This window comes from Rhodoplanes elegans, assembly GCF_016653355.1.
Classification (GTDB): Bacteria; Pseudomonadota; Alphaproteobacteria; order Rhizobiales; family Xanthobacteraceae; genus Rhodoplanes; species Rhodoplanes elegans.
The window spans coordinates 1-20835 of sequence record NZ_NHSK01000214.1; the positions used below are offsets into that span (position 1 = coordinate 1).

The 20835-nt window shown below is 71.7% G+C and carries 24 protein-coding genes; 13 read left to right on the top strand and 11 right to left on the bottom strand.

What is annotated here, in order from left to right; translation table 11 throughout:
- Positions 1–128 precede the first annotated feature (128 nt).
- The 4 genes from CCR97_RS24855 to CCR97_RS24870 all read left to right on the top strand — a co-directional run bounded on the left by CCR97_RS24855 (position 129) and on the right by CCR97_RS24870 (position 2828).
- Positions 129–1127: a DUF2950 domain-containing protein gene (locus CCR97_RS24855; protein ID WP_244670654.1), complete on the top strand. Its 999-nt coding sequence runs from the start codon at positions 129–131 to the stop codon at positions 1125–1127.
- 359 nt (positions 1128–1486) lie between these two features.
- Positions 1487–1888 carry a VanZ family protein gene (locus CCR97_RS24860; protein ID WP_170146090.1) on the top strand — a complete coding sequence of 134 codons (402 nt, stop codon included), beginning with the start codon at positions 1487–1489 and terminating at the stop codon, positions 1886–1888.
- A complete protein-coding gene (locus CCR97_RS24865) occupies positions 1885–2328 on the top strand; it encodes a DUF1810 domain-containing protein (RefSeq protein WP_111360427.1) in 444 nt (147 codons plus the stop codon). The genes CCR97_RS24860 and CCR97_RS24865 overlap by 4 nt, the downstream gene beginning before the upstream one ends.
- On the top strand, positions 2325–2828 hold the full coding sequence (locus CCR97_RS24870) for a CBS domain-containing protein (RefSeq protein ID WP_111360428.1): 504 nt from the start codon (positions 2325–2327) through the stop codon (positions 2826–2828). The genes CCR97_RS24865 and CCR97_RS24870 overlap by 4 nt, the downstream gene beginning before the upstream one ends.
- A 25-nt stretch (positions 2829–2853) precedes the next feature.
- Here CCR97_RS24870 and CCR97_RS24875 read toward each other — a convergent pair whose 3' ends face one another.
- From CCR97_RS24875 to CCR97_RS24885, 3 genes are all read right to left on the bottom strand, one after another.
- Complete coding sequence (locus tag CCR97_RS24875) at positions 2854–3777, bottom strand: hypothetical protein (RefSeq protein ID WP_201159972.1); 924 nt, start codon at positions 3775–3777, stop codon at positions 2854–2856.
- A gap of 1 nt (position 3778) precedes the next feature.
- Positions 3779–4867: a glycosyltransferase gene (locus tag CCR97_RS24880; RefSeq protein WP_201159973.1), complete on the bottom strand. Its 1089-nt coding sequence runs from the start codon at positions 4865–4867 to the stop codon at positions 3779–3781.
- A gap of 152 nt (positions 4868–5019) precedes the next feature.
- Entirely contained in the window at positions 5020–5382 is a 363-nt protein-coding gene (locus tag CCR97_RS24885; protein ID WP_111357954.1) for a hypothetical protein, read from the bottom strand.
- Between the two features lie 195 nt (positions 5383–5577).
- On the opposite strand from CCR97_RS24885, the gene CCR97_RS24890 reads away from it, so the two are divergent.
- Positions 5578–6330 (top strand): carboxymuconolactone decarboxylase family protein, encoded by a 753-nt coding sequence (locus CCR97_RS24890; RefSeq protein ID WP_201159974.1) that lies wholly within the window; start codon positions 5578–5580, stop codon positions 6328–6330.
- Here the strand turns inward: CCR97_RS24890 and CCR97_RS24895 are convergent, their stop codons facing one another.
- Positions 6331–7203 (bottom strand): EAL domain-containing protein, encoded by an 873-nt coding sequence (locus tag CCR97_RS24895; protein WP_111357953.1) that lies wholly within the window; start codon positions 7201–7203, stop codon positions 6331–6333.
- A 114-nt stretch (positions 7204–7317) separates the two neighbouring features.
- A complete protein-coding gene (locus CCR97_RS24900) occupies positions 7318–7809 on the bottom strand; it encodes a copper chaperone PCu(A)C (RefSeq protein ID WP_111357952.1) in 492 nt (163 codons plus the stop codon).
- Between the two features lie 200 nt (positions 7810–8009).
- On the opposite strand from CCR97_RS24900, the gene CCR97_RS24905 reads away from it, so the two are divergent.
- From CCR97_RS24905 to CCR97_RS24940, 8 genes are all read left to right on the top strand, one after another.
- Positions 8010–8495, top strand: coding sequence for a hypothetical protein (locus CCR97_RS24905; protein ID WP_146618779.1), 486 nt, complete (start codon positions 8010–8012; stop codon positions 8493–8495).
- Positions 8496–8730: 235 nt separating this feature from the next.
- Positions 8731–9012, top strand: coding sequence for an acyl carrier protein (locus tag CCR97_RS24910; protein ID WP_111357950.1), 282 nt, complete (start codon positions 8731–8733; stop codon positions 9010–9012).
- Positions 9013–9021: 9 nt separating this feature from the next.
- Positions 9022–9495: a 3-hydroxyacyl-ACP dehydratase FabZ family protein gene (locus CCR97_RS24915; protein ID WP_111357949.1), complete on the top strand. Its 474-nt coding sequence runs from the start codon at positions 9022–9024 to the stop codon at positions 9493–9495.
- Positions 9488–10678, top strand: coding sequence for a beta-ketoacyl-ACP synthase (locus CCR97_RS24920; protein WP_111357948.1), 1191 nt, complete (start codon positions 9488–9490; stop codon positions 10676–10678). The genes CCR97_RS24915 and CCR97_RS24920 overlap by 8 nt, the downstream gene beginning before the upstream one ends.
- Positions 10679–10842: 164 nt before the next feature.
- On the top strand, positions 10843–12120 hold the full coding sequence (locus tag CCR97_RS24925; RefSeq protein ID WP_111357947.1) for a beta-ketoacyl-ACP synthase: 1278 nt from the start codon (positions 10843–10845) through the stop codon (positions 12118–12120).
- Positions 12121–12271: 151 nt separating this feature from the next.
- Entirely contained in the window at positions 12272–13033 is a 762-nt protein-coding gene (locus CCR97_RS24930; RefSeq protein ID WP_111357946.1) for an SDR family oxidoreductase, read from the top strand.
- A gap of 49 nt (positions 13034–13082) precedes the next feature.
- A complete protein-coding gene (locus tag CCR97_RS24935; RefSeq protein WP_111357945.1) occupies positions 13083–14105 on the top strand; it encodes a zinc-binding dehydrogenase in 1023 nt (340 codons plus the stop codon).
- 5 nt (positions 14106–14110) lie between these two features.
- Complete coding sequence (locus CCR97_RS24940; RefSeq protein WP_111357944.1) at positions 14111–15049, top strand: lipid A biosynthesis lauroyl acyltransferase; 939 nt, start codon at positions 14111–14113, stop codon at positions 15047–15049.
- 163 nt (positions 15050–15212) lie between these two features.
- On the opposite strand, the gene CCR97_RS24945 is transcribed toward CCR97_RS24940, so the two are convergent.
- From CCR97_RS24945 to CCR97_RS24970, 6 genes are all read right to left on the bottom strand, one after another.
- Entirely contained in the window at positions 15213–15689 is a 477-nt protein-coding gene (locus CCR97_RS24945) for a hypothetical protein (RefSeq protein ID WP_201159975.1), read from the bottom strand.
- A gap of 140 nt (positions 15690–15829) precedes the next feature.
- Complete coding sequence (locus CCR97_RS24950) at positions 15830–16951, bottom strand: polyamine ABC transporter substrate-binding protein (RefSeq protein WP_111358213.1); 1122 nt, start codon at positions 16949–16951, stop codon at positions 15830–15832.
- Between the two features lie 44 nt (positions 16952–16995).
- Positions 16996–17280, bottom strand: coding sequence for a DUF3551 domain-containing protein (locus CCR97_RS24955; protein ID WP_111358212.1), 285 nt, complete (start codon positions 17278–17280; stop codon positions 16996–16998).
- 115 nt (positions 17281–17395) lie between these two features.
- A complete protein-coding gene (locus CCR97_RS24960) occupies positions 17396–17731 on the bottom strand; it encodes a rhodanese-like domain-containing protein (RefSeq protein WP_111358211.1) in 336 nt (111 codons plus the stop codon).
- Positions 17732–17870: 139 nt separating this feature from the next.
- Positions 17871–19793 (bottom strand): potassium transporter Kup, encoded by a 1923-nt coding sequence (locus tag CCR97_RS24965; RefSeq protein WP_111358210.1) that lies wholly within the window; start codon positions 19791–19793, stop codon positions 17871–17873.
- A 238-nt stretch (positions 19794–20031) separates the two neighbouring features.
- On the bottom strand, positions 20032–20835 hold an 804-nt coding region (locus tag CCR97_RS24970), incomplete at its 5' end, for an OmpA/MotB family protein (protein ID WP_201159976.1).

Sequence of the window (20835 nt, forward strand, 5' to 3'; positions counted from 1 at the left end):
TTCAGAGGTGGTGGAGAGTTCCGGGGCGGCGGCGGCGGCTTCCGCGGCGGTGGCGGCTTCCGGGGGGGACGGCGATGAGGTCGCCCACCCGCATGTCGCTCGAACATCCGTCAGTCCAGGAATCCACGATGCCGACCACCATGCCGCCCGCCACCGCTCCCCGGAGCGGCTTTGCGCGTCTCGTCCGGTCGCTCGCACCGGCCGCGCTCGTCGCGCTCGCCGTGCTTCTGCTCGCGCCGCTCGCCGCCAGCGCGGCGCCACCCCAGCCGCGCGGCTTCGCCAGCCCGCAGGACGCCGCCCAGGCGCTCTACGAGGCCGCCAAGGCCAAGGACCACAAGGCCGTGGTCGCGATCCTCGGCCCCGGCGTGCGGAGCTGGATCGTCTCCGGCGATCCGGTGCTCGACCGGGCCCGGGTCGCGCGTTTCGTCGACGCCTACGCCAAGAAGTCCGCCGTCGTGCCGGAGGGCGACGCCAAGGCGGTGCTGACCGTCGGCGACGACGGCTTCCGCTTCCCGTTCCCGCTGGTGAAGAGCGCCGGCAAGGCGGGCGACGGCAAGTGGCGTTTCGATGCCGCCGCCGGCCGCGAGGAGGTGCTCAACCGGCTGATCGGCCGCAACGAGCTCGACACCATCCAGACCCTGCGGGCGATCGTCGACGCCCAGCGCGAGTACGCGGCCCTTCGTCACCGCGCCGGTGCGGCGGCCGAGTACGCCCGCCGGTTCCGCTCGACCGCAGGCAAGACGGACGGGCTCCACTGGCCGACCAAGCAGGGCGAGCCGCAGAGCCCGCTCGGTCCGCTGGTGGCCGATGCCGAGCGCCAGGGCTACGACGCCGGCGGCCGCGGCAAGCCCTATCACGGCTACGTCTTCCGCATGCTGACGGCGCAGGGGCCGAAGGCGCCGGGCGGCGCCTACGACTACGTCGCCAAGGGCCGGCTGATCGGCGGCTTCGCCGTGCTGGCCTATCCGGCCCGCTACGGCGTCTCCGGGGTGAAGACCTTCGCGGTCGGCCACGACGGCACCGTCTACGAGGCCGACCTCGGCCGCAGCACCGGGACGATCGCACCGCGCCTGCGGACCTTCGATCCCGACGAGCGGTGGACCAAGGTGGCACCGCCGAAATCCTGAGCCGGCCGGGCCTGCGGCTGGCCGGCGACGGCCGCCCTGCCCGGGCGGCCGTCCAGTGGTGTCGCGGGGGCGTGGCCGTGGTCGGCACGAGGCACACGATCTCGTGACGAGCACGAGAATGGAGGTTCCGGGAGAACGCGGCTATCACCGTCGCCTTCCGGCGACGGCTCGAGGTGGCTCGATCGCGCCGCGCCGAACGACAACACAGGACACGGCGTGACCACCCCGGCGAGACCGACCCGACACACGCGACTCATGACCCTCGACATCATCCAGACCGGGCCGGCGCCGCGCGCGATCGGCTGTCGCTTCGCGCGAATCGCCAACGCCGTCCCGGCCGCGCGATGACGGACGCCCTGGTGGACCAAGGCCGCCCGTGGCCGCTGCGCGTCCTGGAGGTGCTGGGGCGCGCCGGCGCGGTGCTGACCGGCCTCGCCATCGTGGTCCTGTCGGTGGTGCCGCCCGGCCTACGGCCCGTGGTGTCGTCGCAGGGCGTCGAGCACAGCGCGATCTTCCTGCTGTTCGGGCTCGCCTTCGGGCTCGCCGTGCCGCGTCGAATCGTCCTGCAGGCGGTCGCGGCGATCGTCTTCACCGGGGCGGTCGAGCTGATCCAGACGCTGGCGCCCGGCCGTCACGCCCGCTGGTCGGACTTCGTCGTCGACACGCTCGGGGTGCTCGCCGGCCTCGCGCTCGCGGCCGTGATGCGTCGCCTCGCGGCCCGGCTCGCCCGACCCGACTCACGCCCCTCGCCGTCCGCATGAGCGACGATCCGTATGACCTCGCCCGCTTCGTCGCGGCACAGGCTGCGGTGTTCGACACGGCGCTCGCCGAGCTGACCGCGGGACGCAAGCGCAGCCACTGGATGTGGTTCGTGTTTCCGCAGCATCGCGGCCTCGGCCGCTCGCCGACGGCGCAGCTCTACGGCATCGGCTCGCTCGCCGAGGCGCGGGCCTACATGGCGCATCCGCTGCTCGGCCCCCGGCTGGTCGCCGCGACGCAGGCAGTGCTCGGCGCCGCCGCGCCGTCCCTGCACGCGATCTTCGGCTCGCCCGACGATCTGAAGTTCCGCTCGTCGATGACGCTGTTCGAACGCGCCGCGCCGGACGAGCCTGTGTTCGCTCGCGCGCTCGCGCGCTGGTGCGGCGGCGAGCGCGATCCCCTCACGCTGGCGCTGATCGGATCGGAGACGGCGAGCCCATGAGCCCCGGCATCGGCCTCGACCGTCCGTTCCGCACCATGCGGCGCCTCGTCGCGCTGCGCCGTCCGGTCGTGGCGGTGCTGCCGGCCGACGCGAGCCTCGCCGACGCGGCCCGCCTGGCGAACCGGGACGGCGTCGCGGCCGTGGTGGTGATGCGCGGCGGCGCCTTCGCCGGCGTCGTCTCCCACCGCGGCATCGCGGCGGCGGCGGCCCGTCTGCCGGAGGCGACGCCCCAGTCGCTCGCGGCCGTCGCGTGCCTCGAGACCGTCCCGGTGGTCGGCCTCGACACCACGGTGCCGGAGGCGCTCGCGCAGCTCGCCTCCGCGGCGCCCGACCGCGCGGCTCCCGACCACGTCGCCGTGGTCGATTCCGAGGGCCGCGTCGTCGACCTCGTGTCGCGCGCCGATCTGCTCGCCGAGCTCGTCTGGCACCACGGCGAGGTGATCCGCGAGATGCGGCTGCAGGAGCGGCTGATGCATCTGCAGGGCGTCTACAGCTGCTGAGCGGCGCCGCAGGCGACGCCGGCGATCAGCGCAGCTCGCGCAGATCCCGCACCACGGTGCGGCGGACCGCGACCGCGTCGCGGCGGGCGGCGCGCACGCCGTTCAGGAAGGTCGCGGCGTTGTGGCGGCCGCCGGTGCCGAGGACAGAACGGAGCGCCAGCTCGAGGCCGAGGCGCAGCCGCTCGACCGCGAGGTCGAGATGGCTCGGCGCGGCATTGCCGACCGCCGCCGCGGCGCGGCGCGCCTCCGCGAGCTGCTCGAGCCTCCGGTAGAGCCCGTAGCCGCTGTCGAAGCCGGTTCGCCGCTCCGGCAGCAGGCGGGCATGGCGGGCGTGCCGGGTGAAGCCGACCGTGGTGCGGCCCCGTCGCCGGAGCTGATCCAGCGCGAGCAGGAAGCTGACCGCGTCGCCACCCTCGCCCGCGGTGTCGAGGTCGATCTGGCGCAGCGTCCCCGGGCGGCCCCAAAAGACCGCGCCGAGCAGGCTGCGGGGCCGGATCGATCCGCGCAGCCAGGAGACGAGCGCGGGCTCGTGCGGGCGATCGGAGACGGCGAGATCGGCGCCCGCCGCCTCGGTCGCGATCTTCACGACCCGGGGGACGAAATCGACGCCGGCGATCGAGTCCTCGTAGAGGATCACGTGATCGCGCAGCAGCGCGAGCCAGGCGGCGTCGAGCACGACGCCCTCCGGGGTCGCCACCACGACGTCCACGTCGGCGGCCAGCATCGCGACCGCATCGGCCAGCAGATCGGACTCCGCCGTCGCGACGATCCTGGCCGACGCCGCGGTCGCGACCGCCGCGAAGGCGTGCTCCCGGCCTTTCGGCACGGCCAGCACGGCGCGGGCCGGCGGGTGCCGCCACGCCCGCGTCGCCGCGAGCGTCGCGGCGGCGAGCCGCGGGTCGCCGCGCCCGATCACGATCACGCCGAAGCTGGGATCGATCGCGCTCATCTCAGGCGAGCCGCCGCCAGGCGTCGGCGAACACCCGTGCCACCGCCTCCGGGGCGGCCCGGTCGATCGCCTCCTCCACGCCCTCGAACGAGAACGGTCGGTTGGTCCAGGCCTCCGTCATCACGTTGATGGCCATCGCGAGGTGATAGGCGCTGTCCGCCGGGAACAGCACGCCGCGGCGTCCGTAGTCGACGAGCTCGGCGAGCGCGCCGGTGTCCGGAACGACGACGCTCTTGCGCGCCGCCAGCGCCGCCAGGACCGCGACTCCGGCGCGGTCGTCGGCGCACGGCGCCACCAGCACGTCGATGTCGCGCACGAAAGCGACGGGATCGTCCGTGTCCACCACGGTCGCCCCGGGCGGCAGAACGCCGTCCCGGGCGAACGCCGCCGGCGCGACATGCAGGCGGAAGAGATCGCTGTGGCCGGTGAGCGCGACGGCCCGGCTCAGCAGCGCGAGCGTCGCGGACCCCGCCTCCGGATCGAAGACGCCGAGCACCGGGACGCTACGCGGCGTGCGCCCCTCGGCGGCCGGCGCGATCGGCACCGGCGCGGCGACCGGCGGCGCCACCAGCGAGAAGCGCGCCCGGGCGAAGAAGCCCTGGCGGAAGTGACGGCCCATGTCGGCGCGATTGGAGCCGACCACGGCGGCGACGTGGCGCGAGGCGTGCCGCACGCGCCAGCCGGCGACGCCGCGGGCGCGGCCGACGAGATCGCCGAGCCGGCGCGGCCGGCCACTCGGCGCCTCGGCGACGGTGCCGGCCGAGGAGACGAAATGGACGAGCGGCCGCGCCGCCCGCGCCGCCTCGTGCCACACCGGGGCGAGCTCGGCGGTCGCCCCGAAGGTCTGCACCAGCGCGGCGCCCTCCTGGGCGACGATCAGGGCCAGCCGGTCGACGTGATTTCTGTATGTGACGAGCCCCGGCAGCTCGGCCGGCACGTCGGCGAAGCGCCGCTCGGCCACGAGGTCGAGGTCGATCACGACGGGGGCGATGCCGGCCTCGGCGAGCGCCGTCAGGAAGGCGCGCGAGCGATACGGCCGGAACGTCGCCGTGGCAGCTGCGGGACCGGCGAACACCAGGGCGGCCTTCATGGTCTGTCCTGCTGCTCCGTCCCTCGCGCCGACGGCACCCGGTCCGCGTCCGTCAGACGCGACCTGCCCCCTTCGTTCTATATCATGCGCCGGGTCGGCTTGGCACGCCTTCCCCCAAGACGGATCCTCGCGGCGCGTCCGACCGGCCGCGGTCAAGCCGCGTCCGAGTAGACGAAGCCGCGCGGCCCGGCGCGGAAGCGGCCGCGACCGCTGTGCTGCAGCGGTCCGGCGACGGTGCGAAGCTCGACCGAGAAGCCGCAGTCGTAGTCGCCGTCGGGCCGGCGGGTACAGTCCTGCTTGCGGAAGCCGCGAACCTCGAACAGCGCCGTGCCGGCGCGGCGGATGCGGACGACTCCGACCGTGCCCTCGGTCTCGGCGACGAAGTCGACGACGGCACGGACCTGGTCCGACAGGGTGCTCGCGACGGCGCGGCGCATGGCGTCCTCGCTCGGCTCGCCGATGCCGTTCAGCACCGCCGCCACCCACACGACGATCGCGATCACGGCCGCGCCCATCACTCGTTCCCCTGTGCCACACCCACGGAAGGCACCATGGCACAGAGGTTTTTCGTCCCGGTTCAGCCGGTGCGGACAATTTTAACGACCGCCGCCGCGCGCGACGGCGGCGACCGCCCGGACGTTGTCACGCGCCGCGGAATCGGCCAACGCTGCGTGGCCGGCGCCGTCCCGCCGCGCCGTCCGGAGATCCCCATGCCACGTCCGTCTCGTCCCGCCACGGCTCGTCCCACCGCGCCCCGTCCCGCCGCGGCCCGTGCCGCGCGAAAGCCCGCGGCCGCGAGCAGGCCGGCCGCGCCGGGCAAGGCCACGCCGAGCAAATCCAGGCTCGAGAAAACCGCGGTCAAGAAGGCCGCGTCGAAGAAGGCCGCTCCGCCCGCCTATCGGCTGCCCGATCTCGACGAGGCGACGCTGGCGCCGGCCCAGGCGGAGCTGCTCGCCGCGATGCGGGCGGGGCCGCGCGGCGCCGGTTTGAGTCTGCGCGGGCCGTTCGGCGTGTTCATGCACGCGCCGGCCTTCGGGGCGCTGGCACAGGCGCTCGGCGCCCATTGCCGGTTCGGCACTTCGATACCGCCGCGGCTGTCGGAGTTCGCGATCCTGGTCACGGCGCGGTTCTGGCGCGCCCATTACGAATGGCACGTCCACGCGCCGATCGCCGCCAAGGCGGGCGTGAAGCCGGCGACCATCGCCGACCTGAAGGCCGGCCGGACGCCGGCGCGCGCGCGTGCCGACGAGAAGGCCGTCCACGCCTTCGTCACCGAGCTCTACGCCAAGAAGCGCGTCTCCGACCGCACCTATGCGCGAGTCCACAAACTGTTCGGCGACGCCGGCATGGTCGAGCTCGCCGGCATCCTCGGCTACTACGCGCTGGTCGCGATGACGCTCGACGTGTTCCGGGTTCCGGTGCCGGAAGGCGAGCCGCTGCCGTTCACGGAGCCGACGATCTGATCAGCCCGCGGCGGCGGCCGGCGGGCTCGCGGCGTCGCCGCTCGTCGTCGGTGACGACGGGCGCGCGGTGCGCTGCTGGAGCAGGCCGAGGAAGCGGTCCTTCGGCATCGGCGGGGCGAGCAGCACGCCCTGGCCGTAGTCGCAGCCCATGATCTGGAGCGCCTGCAGGTCGGCGACGCTCTCGATGCCCTCGGCGACCGCGACGCTGCCGAAGCGGTGCGCGAGGTCGATGGCAGTCTGGCAGATCGCCGCATTGGTGGCGTCGGTGGCGCAGTCCTTGACGAAGCTGTGGTTCAGCTTCAGCTCGGCGAAAGCGAGCTCGCGCAGGCTGGAGAAGGACGAATAGCCGGCGCCGAAGTCGTCGATCGACACCATGATGTTCGAATCGCGCAGCGCGTCGGCGATCGCCTGGGCGCGGCGCATGTCGCGGACGATCTGGTCCTCGGTGACCTCGACCATCAGGCCCGGCCAGTCCGGGCTGTCGGGGCGATGCGCCGCGACGATCTCGGCGATCGGCAGGCGGCCCAGCACGTGCACGGGCACGTTGATGGCGAGGCGCAGGTTGAAGCCGGCGGCGCGGAACACCGACCAGTCGGCGAGCGCCGAGATCAGGGCGTATTCTGACAGGTCGAGCAGGCTGTCCTCGTCGATGCCGGGCAGGAAGCGCCCGGGCAGCAGCACGCCCAGCTCGGGATGGCGGATGCGGGCGAGCGCCTCGGCGCCCGCCAGGCATTTCTTCCGCAGGTCGATCTTGGGCTGGTACCACAGCTCCAGCCAGGTCTCGCGCAACGCCTCGGCGACCCCGACCCTGCCGGCCGGCGTCCGCCCGCCCGCGTCGTGGGTTCCCGTCTCGCTCGGCTGGCTCGTCATCATCCCCCCGGTTGGACACACGATCGCAATCCCGGAGTCTCACCGAATAGCCGAAGTCCCTTAACCAAAGGTGTCGTGCGCCGGTCGAGACGGCTCGCTCCGGGCCGCCGGCTCGGCTCAGCCGCCGCCGGCGCTGGCGCGGCGCATCCCGGTGCCGATCGGCTGGACGACGAGCTCGACCTCGACGGCGCCGGCCTTCTCGAACACCAGCGTCGCCGGCAGCCGGTCGCCCGGGCGGAGCTGGCCGGAGAGGCTCGCGAACACGGCCTGCCAGGGATAGCCCGGCTTCAGGTCGATGGTCTCGCCGGGCCCGATCGGCAGCCCGCGGGCGAGGGTGCGCAGCCGCATGACGTTGTCGTCGAGCGACAGCTCCTGGACCTCGACGCTGCCGGCGGCGGCCGAGCGGATGCTCACCAGCCGGTCGGGATCGAGGCCGTGATTGGTGATTCGCATGTAGCCGGCCGTCACGCTGGCGCCCGGCGGCGTGGCGCGGGCCCACGCGCTCGCGATCTCGATGGTGCCGGCCCGCCAGCTCTGCGCCGCGGCCGGCCAGACGAGACAAACGAGGGCGGCCAGGACCGTGACCAGGACCGTGACGAGGGAGCGCATCGGGGACGCCTGCGGTGCGGGGAGCGGGGCCTTGGTTATGACCGAAGAGGTGTTGACGTAGGCTTGACGCGATCTCCGACGCGCGGCGCGTGGCCCCGGCGCAGGTCGGTGCTAGAATCCTCGCGCCGGAGTCGGGTGCCCGGCACGGCGCGGGCCGGATGCCCGTCCCACGTTCTCTCAGCATGCAGGACCGGACCAGCATGGCGGGCGGACCCACACGGGGGCGAATCGGAGGCGACGGGCGACGGCCCGCCGGCGCCGAGCCGCACCCGGACGGCGCCCCCGACACGGCGGGTGGCCGGGTGATCCGGTTCGTGCCGCGCCCGCACGCTCCGGCCGACCGGCCGGCCGCGTTGCCGGGTGCCGAGGTGGTCCGCCCCGATTTCCATCATCATCAGCCGCAGCACCACGGTCCGGTGCGCGGCGGCCAAACCGCCTCCGACCTGCGCGCGGACGCGGCCGGCCACGCCGCCGACGAGCCGGCGGACGACTATCGCGACCGGATGGTGGCCAATCTGGCCGGCCTCGCCGTGCTGGCGATGCTGATCGCCGGCGGCCTGTGGATCGCCGTCACCATGGCGGACCAGCGCAAGAACCAGGACTGCGTGCTGTCGGGGCGGCCGGGCTGCACGCCGGTGCCTGTGCCGGTGCAAGTCCCCGTTCCCAAGCTGCCGCCGGGCCCGTGACGGCGGCAGCTTCGAGGCGCCCCGAAACGGGCGTTCGACGGACCGGACCGCCGGTTCGATTCGGCCGGCGCCGCAAGGCATTGCGACCCAGCGGGGGACAGAAGGCGGCGCGCATTGCGCTCCCGCGGGGTTCTGGCTATACGGACCGGAACGAAAGAGCGACCCATCGCCGCCGTTTGGGGGGCATGCGCATGCGCGCGTGCCGGGCAGGTTCACGGCATTCAGAGAGTCACCGATGTCCTCGACGTTCGATACCGTCGCCAATATCATCTCGGAAACGTGCGACATTCCTCGCGAGAAGATCACGCCGGAAAGCCACGCCATCGACGATCTCGGCATCGACAGCCTCGACTTCCTCGACATCGCCTTCGCGATCGACAAGGCCTTCGGGATCAAGCTGCCGCTCGAGCAGTGGACCCAGGAGGTCAACGACGGCAAGGCGACCACCGAGCAGTACTTCGTGCTCGGCAACCTGTGCACCCGGATCGACCAGCTCGTCGCCGCCAAGGGCGCCTGAGCGCCCCCGATGCGTCTCGAGTACTTCCAGCTCATCGACCGGATCGTCGCCCTCGATCTCGACGCGCGCACGATCGAGGTCGCCGCGCAGGTGCCCGAGACGAGCACGATCTTCGAAGGCCATTTCCCCGGCCATCCGCTGATGCCCGGGGTGCTGCTGATCGAGGCCATGGCGCAGACCTGCGGCTGGCTTCTCCTCGGCCTCAACGGCCTCACGCGGATGCCCTTCCTGGCCGCCGTCAAGGAGGCCAAGCTGCGCACTTTCGTGACCCCCGGGCAGGCGCTGACCATCGCCGGCCGCCTCGAGCACGACGGCTCCGGCTTCGCCATGACGCATGCGAGCGTCACGGTCGAGGGCAAGGCGGTGTGCGAGGCCGACATCACGTTCCGCATCGTGCCGTTCCCGCATCCCGACTTCCGGACCAACATGGAAGAGGTGGCGCGGCGCATCGGATACCCCCTGGAGGCCAACGCCCATGGCTGACGCGACCCGCGAGGCCTGGATCACCGGCATCGGGCTCGTCTCCTGTCTCGGCGAAGGCGACGCGGCGCACTGGCAGGCGTTCGACGCCGCCACGCCGGTCTACGACGAGACCAGCTTCGCGCCCTATGTGGTGCACCCGCTCGCCCTGCCCTCCTTCGACGCGCAGATCCCCAAGAAGGGCGACCAGCGCCAGATGGAGCAGTGGCAGCGCACCGGCACCTACGCGGCGGGCCTCGCCCTCGACGCGGCCGGCCTGAAGGGCAAGGCCGACGTGCTCGGCCGCATGGACATGATCGTCGCGGCCGGCGGCGGCGAGCGCGACTGGGCGGTCGACAGCGCGATCGTGTCGGGCCTCGCCGGCGCCGAGAACCCCGGCGCCTATCTCAACGAGCGGCTCACCAGCGACCTGCGGCCGACCCTGTTCCTGGCCCAGCTCTCCAACCTGCTCGCCGGCAACATCTCGATCGTGCACGGCGTCACCGGCTCGTCGCGCACCTTCATGGGCGAGGAGGGCTCCGGCGTCGAGGCGGTGCGCATCGCCCAGGCCCGCATCGCCTCGGGCCAGAGCGACGTGACGCTGGTCGGCGGCTCGCAGAACGGCGAGCGCAAGGACCTGCTGATGCTGTTCGAGTTCGGCGGCCATGCGCTGAAGAGCCCCTACCGCACCGTGTGGGACCGGGCCGGCCAGCCAGGCTTCGCCACCGCCTCGCTCGGCGCCTTCCTGGTGATCGAGGAGAAGGCCCACGCGCAGGCGCGCGGGGCGACGCCGCTCGCCAGGCTCTCGTCGGTGGTCAGCGACCGCGCCCGGCGCGACGCCCCCGGCGCCGTGACGGCCTCGCTCGACCGGCTGTGGGAGCGCCTGCCCGCCGTGACCGCCGACCGGGCCGCCGTGCTCTCGGGCGCGACCGGCGCGGCCGACGCGACGGCGCAGGAGCGCGCCGCCCTCGCAGCACGCGGCCTGCCGGTGCGGGCGACCGGCAGCATCGCGGGCCATTCGATCGAGCCGCAATTCGTCTTCAACATCGCGCTCGCGGCGCTGGCGCTCGGCCAGGGCCGGCTGTTCGCGCCGTGCGACACGTCGGGCTTCGAGCAGCCCGCCACCGGCCCGCTCGACCAGGTGGTGGTGACCGGCGTCGGTCACTGGCGCGGCGAGGGCCTCGCCCTCGTCGAGGCGGTGCGGTAGGAATAGACACGCCGTCATTCGGGGCGCGGATCGCCGGTCCGCGAGCCTGGAATCCATAAGCACGATCGGAGGTTATGGATTCCGGACAGCCGCGCCGCGAGGCGTCCGGAATGACGAGGCCGGGAGCCGTGCAGACGCCGCGCTCCACTGTGAGGAGACCCGACATGGCAGTGCGCGACAAGGCCGGCCGCCCCGTGGTGGTGGTGACGGGCATGGGGATCGTCACCTCGCTCGGCGCCGGCCGGGACGAGAACTGGTCGAAGCTCGTCGCCGGCCGGTCGGGCATCCGCACCATCACGCGCTTTTCGACCGACGGGCTGAAGACCCGCATCGCCGGCTGCGTCGACTTCGTGACGAGCGAGCCGTTCAGCGCGCCGCTTCTCTCGGAGAATCTCGCCGCGCTCGCCGTCGACGAGGCGATCGTCCAGTCCGGCATCGGCACGCCGGGGCGCTTCCCGGGGCCGCTGTTCCTCGGCGTCGCGCCGGTCGAGATCGAATGGCCGCAGCGCCTCGAACTCGCCGCCGCCGCGGGCGCCGCCGGCAACGCCACCTATGACGACATGCTGCGCGCCGCCGCGACCGGCCGCTTCAAGGCGCATCACGAGCGCTTCCAGTTCGCCTCGGTGGCCGATCATCTCGCCGAACGGTTCGGCACCCAGGGCATGCCGATCTCGCTGTCGACCGCCTGCGCGACCGGCGCCAGCGCCATCCAGCTCGGCGTCGAGGCGATCCGCCGCGGCGAGACCGACGCGGCGCTGTGCGTCGGCACCGACGGCTCGGTCAACACCGAGAGCCTGGTGCGCTTCTCGCTCCTCTCGGCGCTGACCACCGCCAACGACGTGCCGGAGGAGGCGGCGAAGCCGTTCTCCAAGAACCGCGACGGCTTCGTCATGGCCGAGGGCGCCGGCGCCCTGGTGCTGGAGAGCTACGAGTCCGCCAAGGCGCGCGGCGCAAGAATCCTCGGCGTGGTCGAGGGCTGCGGCGAGCTGTCCGACTCGTTCCACCGCACCCGTACGAGCCCCGACGGCAAGCCGATCATCGGCTGCATGAACCAAGCGATCGCCGATGCCGGGCTGACCATCGCCGACATCGACTACATCAACGCGCACGGCACCTCGACGCCCGAGAACGACAAGATGGAGTGCCTCGGCGTCACCGCGGTGTTCGGCGAGCGCGCTGTGCAGGTGCCGATCTCCTCCAACAAGTCGATGGTCGGCCACACGCTGTCGGCGGCCGGCGCCGTCGAGGCGGTGTTCACGCTGCTGACGCTGATGAACCAGCGCATCCCGCCGACCATCAATCATCAGATCCCGGACCCGGCGATCCCGCTTGACGTGGTGCCGAACGTGGCCCGCGACGCCAAGCTCGCGCACGCGCTCTCCAACTCGTTCGGCTTCGGCGGCCAGAACGTCACGCTCGTGATGGGCCTGGAGCCGGCGTGATGGCGGACACCTCCTCGCGGTTATTCCGGGGCGCCGCGCAGCGGCGAACCCGGAATCCAGCGGCCCGCTCGGAGGATGTGGCTGGATTCCGGGTCCGCGCGCTCGGGCGCGCGGCCCGGAATGACGCCGGAACGGTTCGACTGGAGTCACAATGACCACCTCTTCCGGACACGTCCTCGTCACCGGCGGCGGGCGCGGGCTCGGCGCCGCGATCGTGCGGGCCGTCGTCGCGGCCGGCTACGACGTGACCTTCACGGTGCGCTCGGCGACCGCCGAGGCCGAGGCGCTGATCGCCGAGCTGACGGCGACCGCGCCGGGCCGCAAGGTCGCGGTGGAGACCCTCGACCTCTCCGACAAGGACGCGGTCGAGGCGCTGGCGAAGAAGCTCGAGGAGAGGCCGGCCTTCGCCGGCTTCGTCCACAATGCCGGGCAGAGCTACGACGCGCTCGCCATGATGCTCGACCAGGCCAAGGCCGAGAGCGCCATGCAGGTGAACTTCTGGTCGTTCACCCGCCTCGTCGGCGCGCTGACCCGCCCGATGATGCGCGCGAAGTGCGGCCGCATCGTCGCCATCGGCTCGATCACGGCCCTGCAGGCCAACCAGGGCAACGCCGCCTATGCGGCCTCGAAGGCCGCCCTGCTCGGCTATGTCCGCACGCTGGCGATCGAGACGGCGCGCACCGGCGTCACCGTCAACTACGTCGCGCCCGGCTTCATCGACACCGCCATGATGGCGCCCTACGAGAAGTACCGGGCCCAGATGGAAGGGCAGATTCCGGCGCGGCGGTTCGCCAGGCCGGACGAGATCGCCGGCGTCGTCACGTTCCTGCTGTCGCCCGCCGCGTCCTACGTCACCGGCGCCGTGCTGCCGGTCGACGGCGGCCTTTCGGCCGCCATCGGGGTTCATCGCTGAGTCTGTTTCGCGCGCCCGCCGGCGCGACCCGTGCTTCGAGGTTCTTCCCATGCGCGCCCTGATGTTGCTCGGCGACAAACAGCTCGAGCTGACCGAGATCGATCCGCCGCCACCGCCCGCGGCCGGCGAGGTGCAGGTGCGGGTCAAGGCCGTCGCGCTGAACTATCTCGACGTCTGGGGTTTTCGCGGGATGGCCTTCGCCAAGCGCAAGATGCCGCTCGTCGTCGGGGTCGAGGCGTCAGGCGAGATCGCCGCTGTCGGCGCCGACGTGACGACCTTCACGCCCGGCCAGGGCGTCGTGATGTACGGCGCGCTGACCTGCGGCACCTGCAAGGCCTGCCGGTCCGGCCGTGACAATCTGTGCGAGAACGTCGGCGGCATCATGGGCTTCCATGTCGACGGCTTCGCCCGCGACCTCATCAATCTGCCGGCGCGACTCGTGATCCCGGTGCCGGCCGGCGTGTCGGCGACCGACGCCGCCTGCGCGCCGATCGGCTTCGCCACCGTTCAGCACATGCTGTTCGACAATGCGAAGCTGGAGCCCGGCGAGACCGTGCTGGTGCATGCCGGCGGCTCCGGCATCGGCACGGCCGCGATCCTGATGGCCAAGCAGATCGGCTGCACCGTGATCACGACGGTGGGCGACGACGCCAAGGCCGAGAAGGCGAAGGCGCTCGGCGCAGACCACGTCATCAACTACAAGACCGACCGCTTCGAGGGCGTCACCCGCAAGCTGACGCAGAAGAAGGGCGTCGACGTGGTGTTCGAGCATGTCGGCGCCGACACGTTCAACGGCTCGCTGCTGTGCCTGAAGCGCGGCGGCCGGCTGGTCACCTGCGGCGCCACGTCGGGCCCCAGCGTCACGTTCAACCTGATGCAGCTGTTCCAGCAGCAGTACCGCATCATCGGATCGTTCGGCGCCACGATGAAGAACATCGCCGAGTCGCTCGACAAGATGGCGGCCGGCCTCAAGCCGGTGATCGACACGACCGTGCCGCTCGCCGAGTTCGAGCGCGGGCTCGAGCGCCTCGCCGGCCGGCAGGTGTTCGGCAAGGTCGTGGTGACGTTCTAAAGCCGATGCCCCCCCTCGAGCTCAAGCTGAAAGCCTGGTCCTGGCACGCGGGCCTCGTGCTCAAGCGCGGCCTCGATCGCGTGCTGCGCGCCACCGTGCGGCCGCTGATCGGCCTCCTGCGCCGGCTCGACCGCATCTCGGCGAGCGACAAGGCGGGCGCCGTGATGCGGCGCGTCGGCCCGCATCTGCGCGAGCACAGGATCGGCCGCGCCAACCTGAAGGCCGCGTTCCCGGAGAAGTCCGACGCCGAGATCGAGCAGATTCTTTCGGGCGTGTGGGACAATCTCGGCCGCGTCGCCGTCGAGGTGATCAATCTCGACCGCATCGCCGCGCAGGGCGCCCGCGGCGAGCGCCAGTTCATCACCTATGGCGAACGCGAGCTGAAGCGCTTCGAGGCGCTGCGCGACGCCGACAAGCCGGCCGTCATCTTCACGGCGCATCTCGCCAACTGGGAGCTGCCCGCCGTCGTCGCCGGCATCGAGGGGCTGCGCTCGATGGCGCTGTTCCGCCGGCCCAACATGGCGTCGATCGCCGACGTGCTGATCGAGATGCGCGAGCCGCTGATGGGGACGCTGGTGCCGTCCGGCTTCGGCGCGCCGATGCGGCTGGCGCGCGGGCTGGAGACCGGCCATCACGTCGGCATGCTGGTCGACCAGCACGACTCCAAGGGCGTCGAGGTGACGTTCTTCGGCCGGCGCTGCCGGGTGAGCCCGCTGATCGCCATGCTGGCGCGCGAGTACGAGAGCCCGATCCACGGCGTCCGCATCATCCGGCTGCCGGAGGGACGCTTCACGGGCGAGATCACCGAAGCGGTGACGCCGGTGCGCGACGCCGAGGGCCGCATCGACGTGCCGGGCACCATGCAGGCCATCACCGACGTGGTCGAGACATGGGTGCGCGATCACCCCGAGCAGTGGCTGTGGCTGCACCGCCGCTGGCGGTGAGAACACCCGACAACGGGATGGCCTGTCCCCTCATGGTGAGGAGCGCTCCGCAGGAGCGCGTCTCGAACCATGTGGCCATCGAGCATCCGCGGTCGAGAGGCCGCCCTCGCCCTTCGAGACGCCCGCTACGCGGGCTCCTCAGGGTGAGGGCGGATCGGAGTCCTCACTCCGTGCGGCCGAACTGGCAGCCGTCGTGGGCGTAGACGTAGTGCTCGATCCCGTAGCGGTCGGGCGCCGAGAGCTTGGGCTGGCAGAAGTCGTGCCAGGCCTTGCGGCGGGCGACCCGTTCATCCACCGGCGGCTTCCCGGCGGAGGCGGGTTTCGCGGCGTCGGGACCGGCGAGGCGGGCGAGCTCGCCGCCGTCCGCGGAAGCCGCCCGCACCGGCGCCGCGCCAGCGGCGCCCGAAGCCACGCCGGCGCGCGGCGAGACGCCGACATACACGGCCGGACGCATCGCGGCGGGTCGGGTCTGGACGGGCGCCGGCACCGGGGCCGGGGCCGCAACACTCTTCGACGCACCGAACGAGAAGCGGATTTTTCGGGCCTCGGCGGGCGTCGACATCGCAGCGAAGCTCAGCAGCACCACCAGAGCGGCCGCGACGCACCTGGCGCGTCCGCGAGAAACGATCGATCGACGCATGATCTCCTCCCGACGACGAGACGAACGGCGAGGATCATCATCGCCGGAATCGCCTAATCCCGGCTTCGGTCGATCGTTAGAGTTTTAGCGATCCGGCCGAGACTTCTCCGGGCCACCACCGAGGGTCGGTGGCCCGCCGTTCACCGGCCGGTCTTCACCCGCGTCCACAGGCGGTTCATCAGCCGCGTCGTCTTGGCGTCACGCGCCTTGTTCGTGTAGAGGCGCGCCATCACGGCGGCTTCGGGATAGATGCTCTTGTCCTCGAGCACCGCCTTGTCGATCAGCGGCTGGCTGGCGAGGTTGCCGTTGGCATAGGACACGGCGCTGGCGTTCTTGGCCGCCACGTCGGGGCGCATCAGATAATCGATGAAGGCGTACGCCTCGGCGACATGCTCGGCGTCCTTCGGGATGGCGAGCTGGTCGAAGAACATCTGCGCGCCTTCTCTCGGGATCGCATAGCCGACCACGACGCCGTTCTTCGCCTCGGCGGCGCGCTTCTTCGCCTGCATGATGTCGCCCGAGAAGCCGACGACGAGGCAGATCTCGCCGCTCGCCAGCGCGTTGAGATACTCGGACGAATGAAACTTCCGCACCGACGGACGGATCTTCGCCAGCACCTCGGCGGCACGCTCCAGATCCTTCGGATCGGTGGAGTTGGGATCGAGGCCGAGCCAGTGCAGCGCCGCCGGCATGATGTCGTCGGCCGAATCGAGCATGTGCACGCCGCAGCCCTTGAAGCGGGCGAGGCTCTCCGGCTTGAACACGATGTCCCAGGAATCGATCGCCGCGTCGGACCCGAGGATCTCGCGTGCCTTCGCGACGTTGTAGCCGATGCCGACCGTGCCCCAGAGATAGTTCACCGAGTAGCGGTTGCCGGGATCGTGGGTGGCGACGCGGGTCTCGATCTCGGGCCAGGCGTTCTTCAGGTTCGGCAGCTTCGTCTTGTCGAGCGGCATGAACACGCCGGCCTTGATCTGCCGCTCGAGGAAGAAGGCGCTCGGCACCACGACGTCGTAGCCGGACTTGCCGGCCAAGAGCTTGGTCTCCAGCGTGTCGTTGGAATCGAAGGTGTCGTAGCGCACCTTGATCCCGGTCTCGCGCGAGAACGCCTCGACCACGTCGGGGGCGATGTAGTCCGACCAGTTGTAGACGTTGACGACGCGCTCCTGCGCGGCGGCCGGTCCCGCCCCGGCGAGGGCGGACGACGCGGCGAGCGCGGCAGCGAGGAGAACGCGGCGGGCGGCGGCGAAGGCGGGGCGCATCGGATCACCTCGCGGTCGGCTCGGGGGCAGGCTCGGAACGGTGATCAGGACCGCTTGCGCGGCCGCTTCTTGCGCGGCGGCGGCCCGGGCGGCGGCGGGTAGAGGTTGCGGTCGCAGAAGCCGCCGACGCCGCGCACCGTCGCCATGCACTGCTCGAAGGTGGTGTAGGCGCAGCTCACCTGCTCGAAGCCGATGTTGAGCTTGGCGCACCACGGATACCAGGTGGCCCAGGACGGCGGCGACCAGATCCCGAACGGATCGGCCTCGGCCCGCCCCGCCCCCGCGACCACCGTCACGGCCACCACGGTCCCCAGCAACAGCGCACGCATGTCGGCTCCTCGTGTCGGCTCGCCGCGACCCGCGGCCGGCTCGTCCCTTCATACGCACGGGGGCGCGCCGCGTCCATCGGGCGGCGCAGGCGACTTCGTTTCGGAGGATTTCGGGTCAGGACTCGACCGGCAGGCCGGCCGACTTCCAGGCCTTGATGCCGCCGGCGAGGTGCGACTTGTAGGGCAGCCCGGCCGCCTGCGCCATCTCGGACGCCTTCACGGAGCGGATGCCGGAGGCACAGGAGAACACAACCTCCCGACCGGCCGGATCGGGCAGCTCGGCGGGATCGAACGCCGAGAGCGGCATCAGCACCGCGCCCGGAATGCGCTCGCGCGCCGTCTCGGCCGGCTCGCGCACGTCGACGAGCAGCACGCGGTCGGCCGCGAGCTCGGCGGCGACCTCCTCGGCGCTGAGATCGCGCACGGTGCTGCGCCCGAACAGTCCGAACATGAGGATCCTCCAGGCCGCATCGCGGCGGGGCGCCGATGCGCCATCGCATCGCCGATTCGCCCCTCCCCGGTCCGGCAGATTTGGGCAAGGACGCGGTACTTTCAAGGCCGCGGGCGCGGGCACGGTCGCGCCCGCGCCGTCACACCGTCACCTGCGTCCCCACCTCGACGACGCGGCCGGTCGGGATCTGGAAGAAGTCGGTCGCGTCGCTCGCCGACTTGGCGAGGCGGATGAACAGATTGTCCTGCCAGCGCGGCATGCCGGACTGGGCCGCCGGCTTGAGCAGGCGGCGCGACAGGAAGAACGACGTCGACATGATGTCGAAGTGCCAGCCCTGCTTGCGGGCGATCGCCAGCGCCTTCGGCACGTTCGGCGTCTCCATGAAGCCGAAGCGCAGCACCACCTTGCTGAACAAGGGCGAGAGCTGGGTGATGCGCACCCGGTCCTCCTCGGTGACCCGCGGCGTGTCGGCGCTCTCGATCGTCAGCACCACGTTGTGCTGATGCAGCACCTTGTTGTGCTTGAGGTTGTGGAGGAGCGCAGTGGGCGCCGAGTCGGGGTCGCCGGTGAGGAACACAGCGGTGCCGGGCACGATGTGGGGCGGCTTCTTGGTCAGCGTCTGCACCAGCGTCTCGAGCGGGATCTCGAGATGGCGCGTCTTGGCGGCGAGCAGGCGCGAGCCACGCTGCCAGGTGACGACGAGCAGCACGATGACGCCGGCGAAGACGAGCGGCACCCAGGCGCCCTCGAGCAGCTTGAGCAGATTGGCGACGAAGAAGGTGCCGTCGATGATCACGAACGGCACGATGACGGCCGCCGCCGTCCACGGCTTCCAGCCCCACAGCTTCCAGATCACGACGAAGGCGAGCAGCGCGTCGACCACCATGGTGGTGGTGACGGCGATGCCGTAGGCCGAGGCGAGATGGCTCGACGTCTTGAACATCGCGACGAGCAGCAGCACCCCGACGAGCAGCGCCGTGTTGACGCGCGGGATGTAAATCTGGCCCGAGTGGATCTCGGAGGTGTGGCGGATGGCGAGCCGCGGGATCAGGCCGAGCTGGATCGCCTGCCGGGTGATCGAGTAGGCCCCGGTGATCACGGCCTGGCTGGCGATCACGGTCGCGGCGGTGGCGAGAATCACCATCGGCAGCAGGAACGGCTCGGGCACCATCCGGTAGAACGGGTTCTCCAGCGTGTCCGGATGCGCCAGCACCATGGCGCCCTGGCCGAAATAGTTGATGACCAGCGCCGGGAAGACGAGCCCGAGCCAGGCGGTGCGGATCGGCTTGGGGCCGAAATGGCCGAGGTCGGCATAGAGCGCCTCGCCGCCCGTGACGGCGAGGAAGACGAGGCCGAGCGTCGCCAGACCGATCATCGGATGGTCGATCACGAAGGAGATGCCGTGCAGCGGGTTGACGGCACCGAAGATGTGCGGGTCGTCGGCGATGTGGAGAAGGCCGAGGCCGGCGAGCGCGACGAACCACACCACCATCACCGGACCGAAGAAGGCGGCGACCCGGGCGGTGCCACGCGACTGCACGGCGAACAGCATGACCAGGATGGTCACGGTCAACGGCAGCACGGCGTGCTCGAAGGCCGGGGTGACGATCTTCAGCCCTTCCACTGCCGACAGGACCGAGATGGCCGGCGTGATCACCGAGTCGCCGTAGAACATCGCCGCGCCGACGACGCCCAGCATGACGATCGGCATGGTGCGCCGGCCGAGCGCCCGCGAGGCGAGCGCGGTGAGCGAGAGGGTACCGCCCTCGCCGTGGTTGTCGGCCCGCAGGAGCAGCAGCACGTACTTGACCGTGACCACCAGGGTCAGGGCCCACAGGATCAGCGACAGGACGCCGAGCACCGCGCCCTGGGTGATCGGCCCGTCGCCGACGGCGGCACGCAGCGACTCGCGAAAGGCGTAGAGGGGACTCGTGCCGATGTCGCCGTAGACGACGCCGACGCTGCCCAGCGTCAGCCCCCAGAAGCTGGAGTCGTGGTGGCCGGGGCGCACGGACCGGTCGGTCCGGTCCGTCGACGCGATGACGCGGGTCGCCTCGTTCATGATCTCGCCGATTGGTCCCAGTCATCGCGCTGCGGCACGGCCGCAGGCCGCAGGCCGCACGCAGCGGCCGGCGGGCGTGCCTGATCACGCCAATAGCACGACGGCCCGCCGGCACAACCGCCTCCGAGTCGGACGGGGTATGCCGGCGGGGTGATGGAACAGGAGTCGAACGACCGCGGCCGCCCTCAGATGGGGCCCCGTTCGACGGGGTCAATCCGGGTCGGCGCGGACCGCGGCGTCACGGGGCGAAGTCGAGCGGCATCGGCGGCTCTTCCCGCATCAGGGTAATGGTGACGCGGCGGTTTGCCGCAATGTAGGGGTCGTCCGGGAACAACGGCTGCGTGTCCGCCTTGCCGGCCACCATGAAGAAGTTGGCGGTCGGCACCCCCTCCTCCTCCAGGATGCGCCGCACCGCGTTGGCGCGGTCGGCGGACAGCTCCCACGGGCCGAAGCCGGGCCGGAACGGGGTCCGGGTCGCCGAGGTGTGACCCGTGATGGAGATGCGGAACGGGGTCGCCTTCAAGGGCACGCTGAGGCGCTCGATCAGCCGGCGGGTGCGCTCGTAGGGCTCGCGCGATCCTTCCGGGAACATCGAGCGGCCGTCCTGGTCGACGATCTCGACATTGAGGCCCTCGCGGGTCTCCTCGATCATGATGTGCTTCGACACCTCGGTCAGCTCGGGCATGTCCTGCAAGGCCTGGCGCAGCGTCGCGGCGGCGAGCGCGAAGGCCTTGTCCTGCTTGAGCCGCGCGCCGGAGCTGCGCTGGCGGTCGTGCTGATCCGGGCTCGGGCTCGCCGAGGCCTCCTCGGGCGGGATGTGGGCGGCGTTCTTCAGCTTCGGCCGGGTCGGCAGGCCCGGAATCTCGATGATGCCGGAATAGCGGATGTTGGCCTGCACGCCGAAGGCGTCGCGCATCGAGCCGGCGACGATCTGCAGCTTCTGCTGGTCCTGGGTCGAGAAGGCGCAGAGCATCACGAAGAAGGCGACGAGCAGGCCCATGAGGTCGGCGAAGGTGACGAACCACCCGTGCCCTCCCCCGTG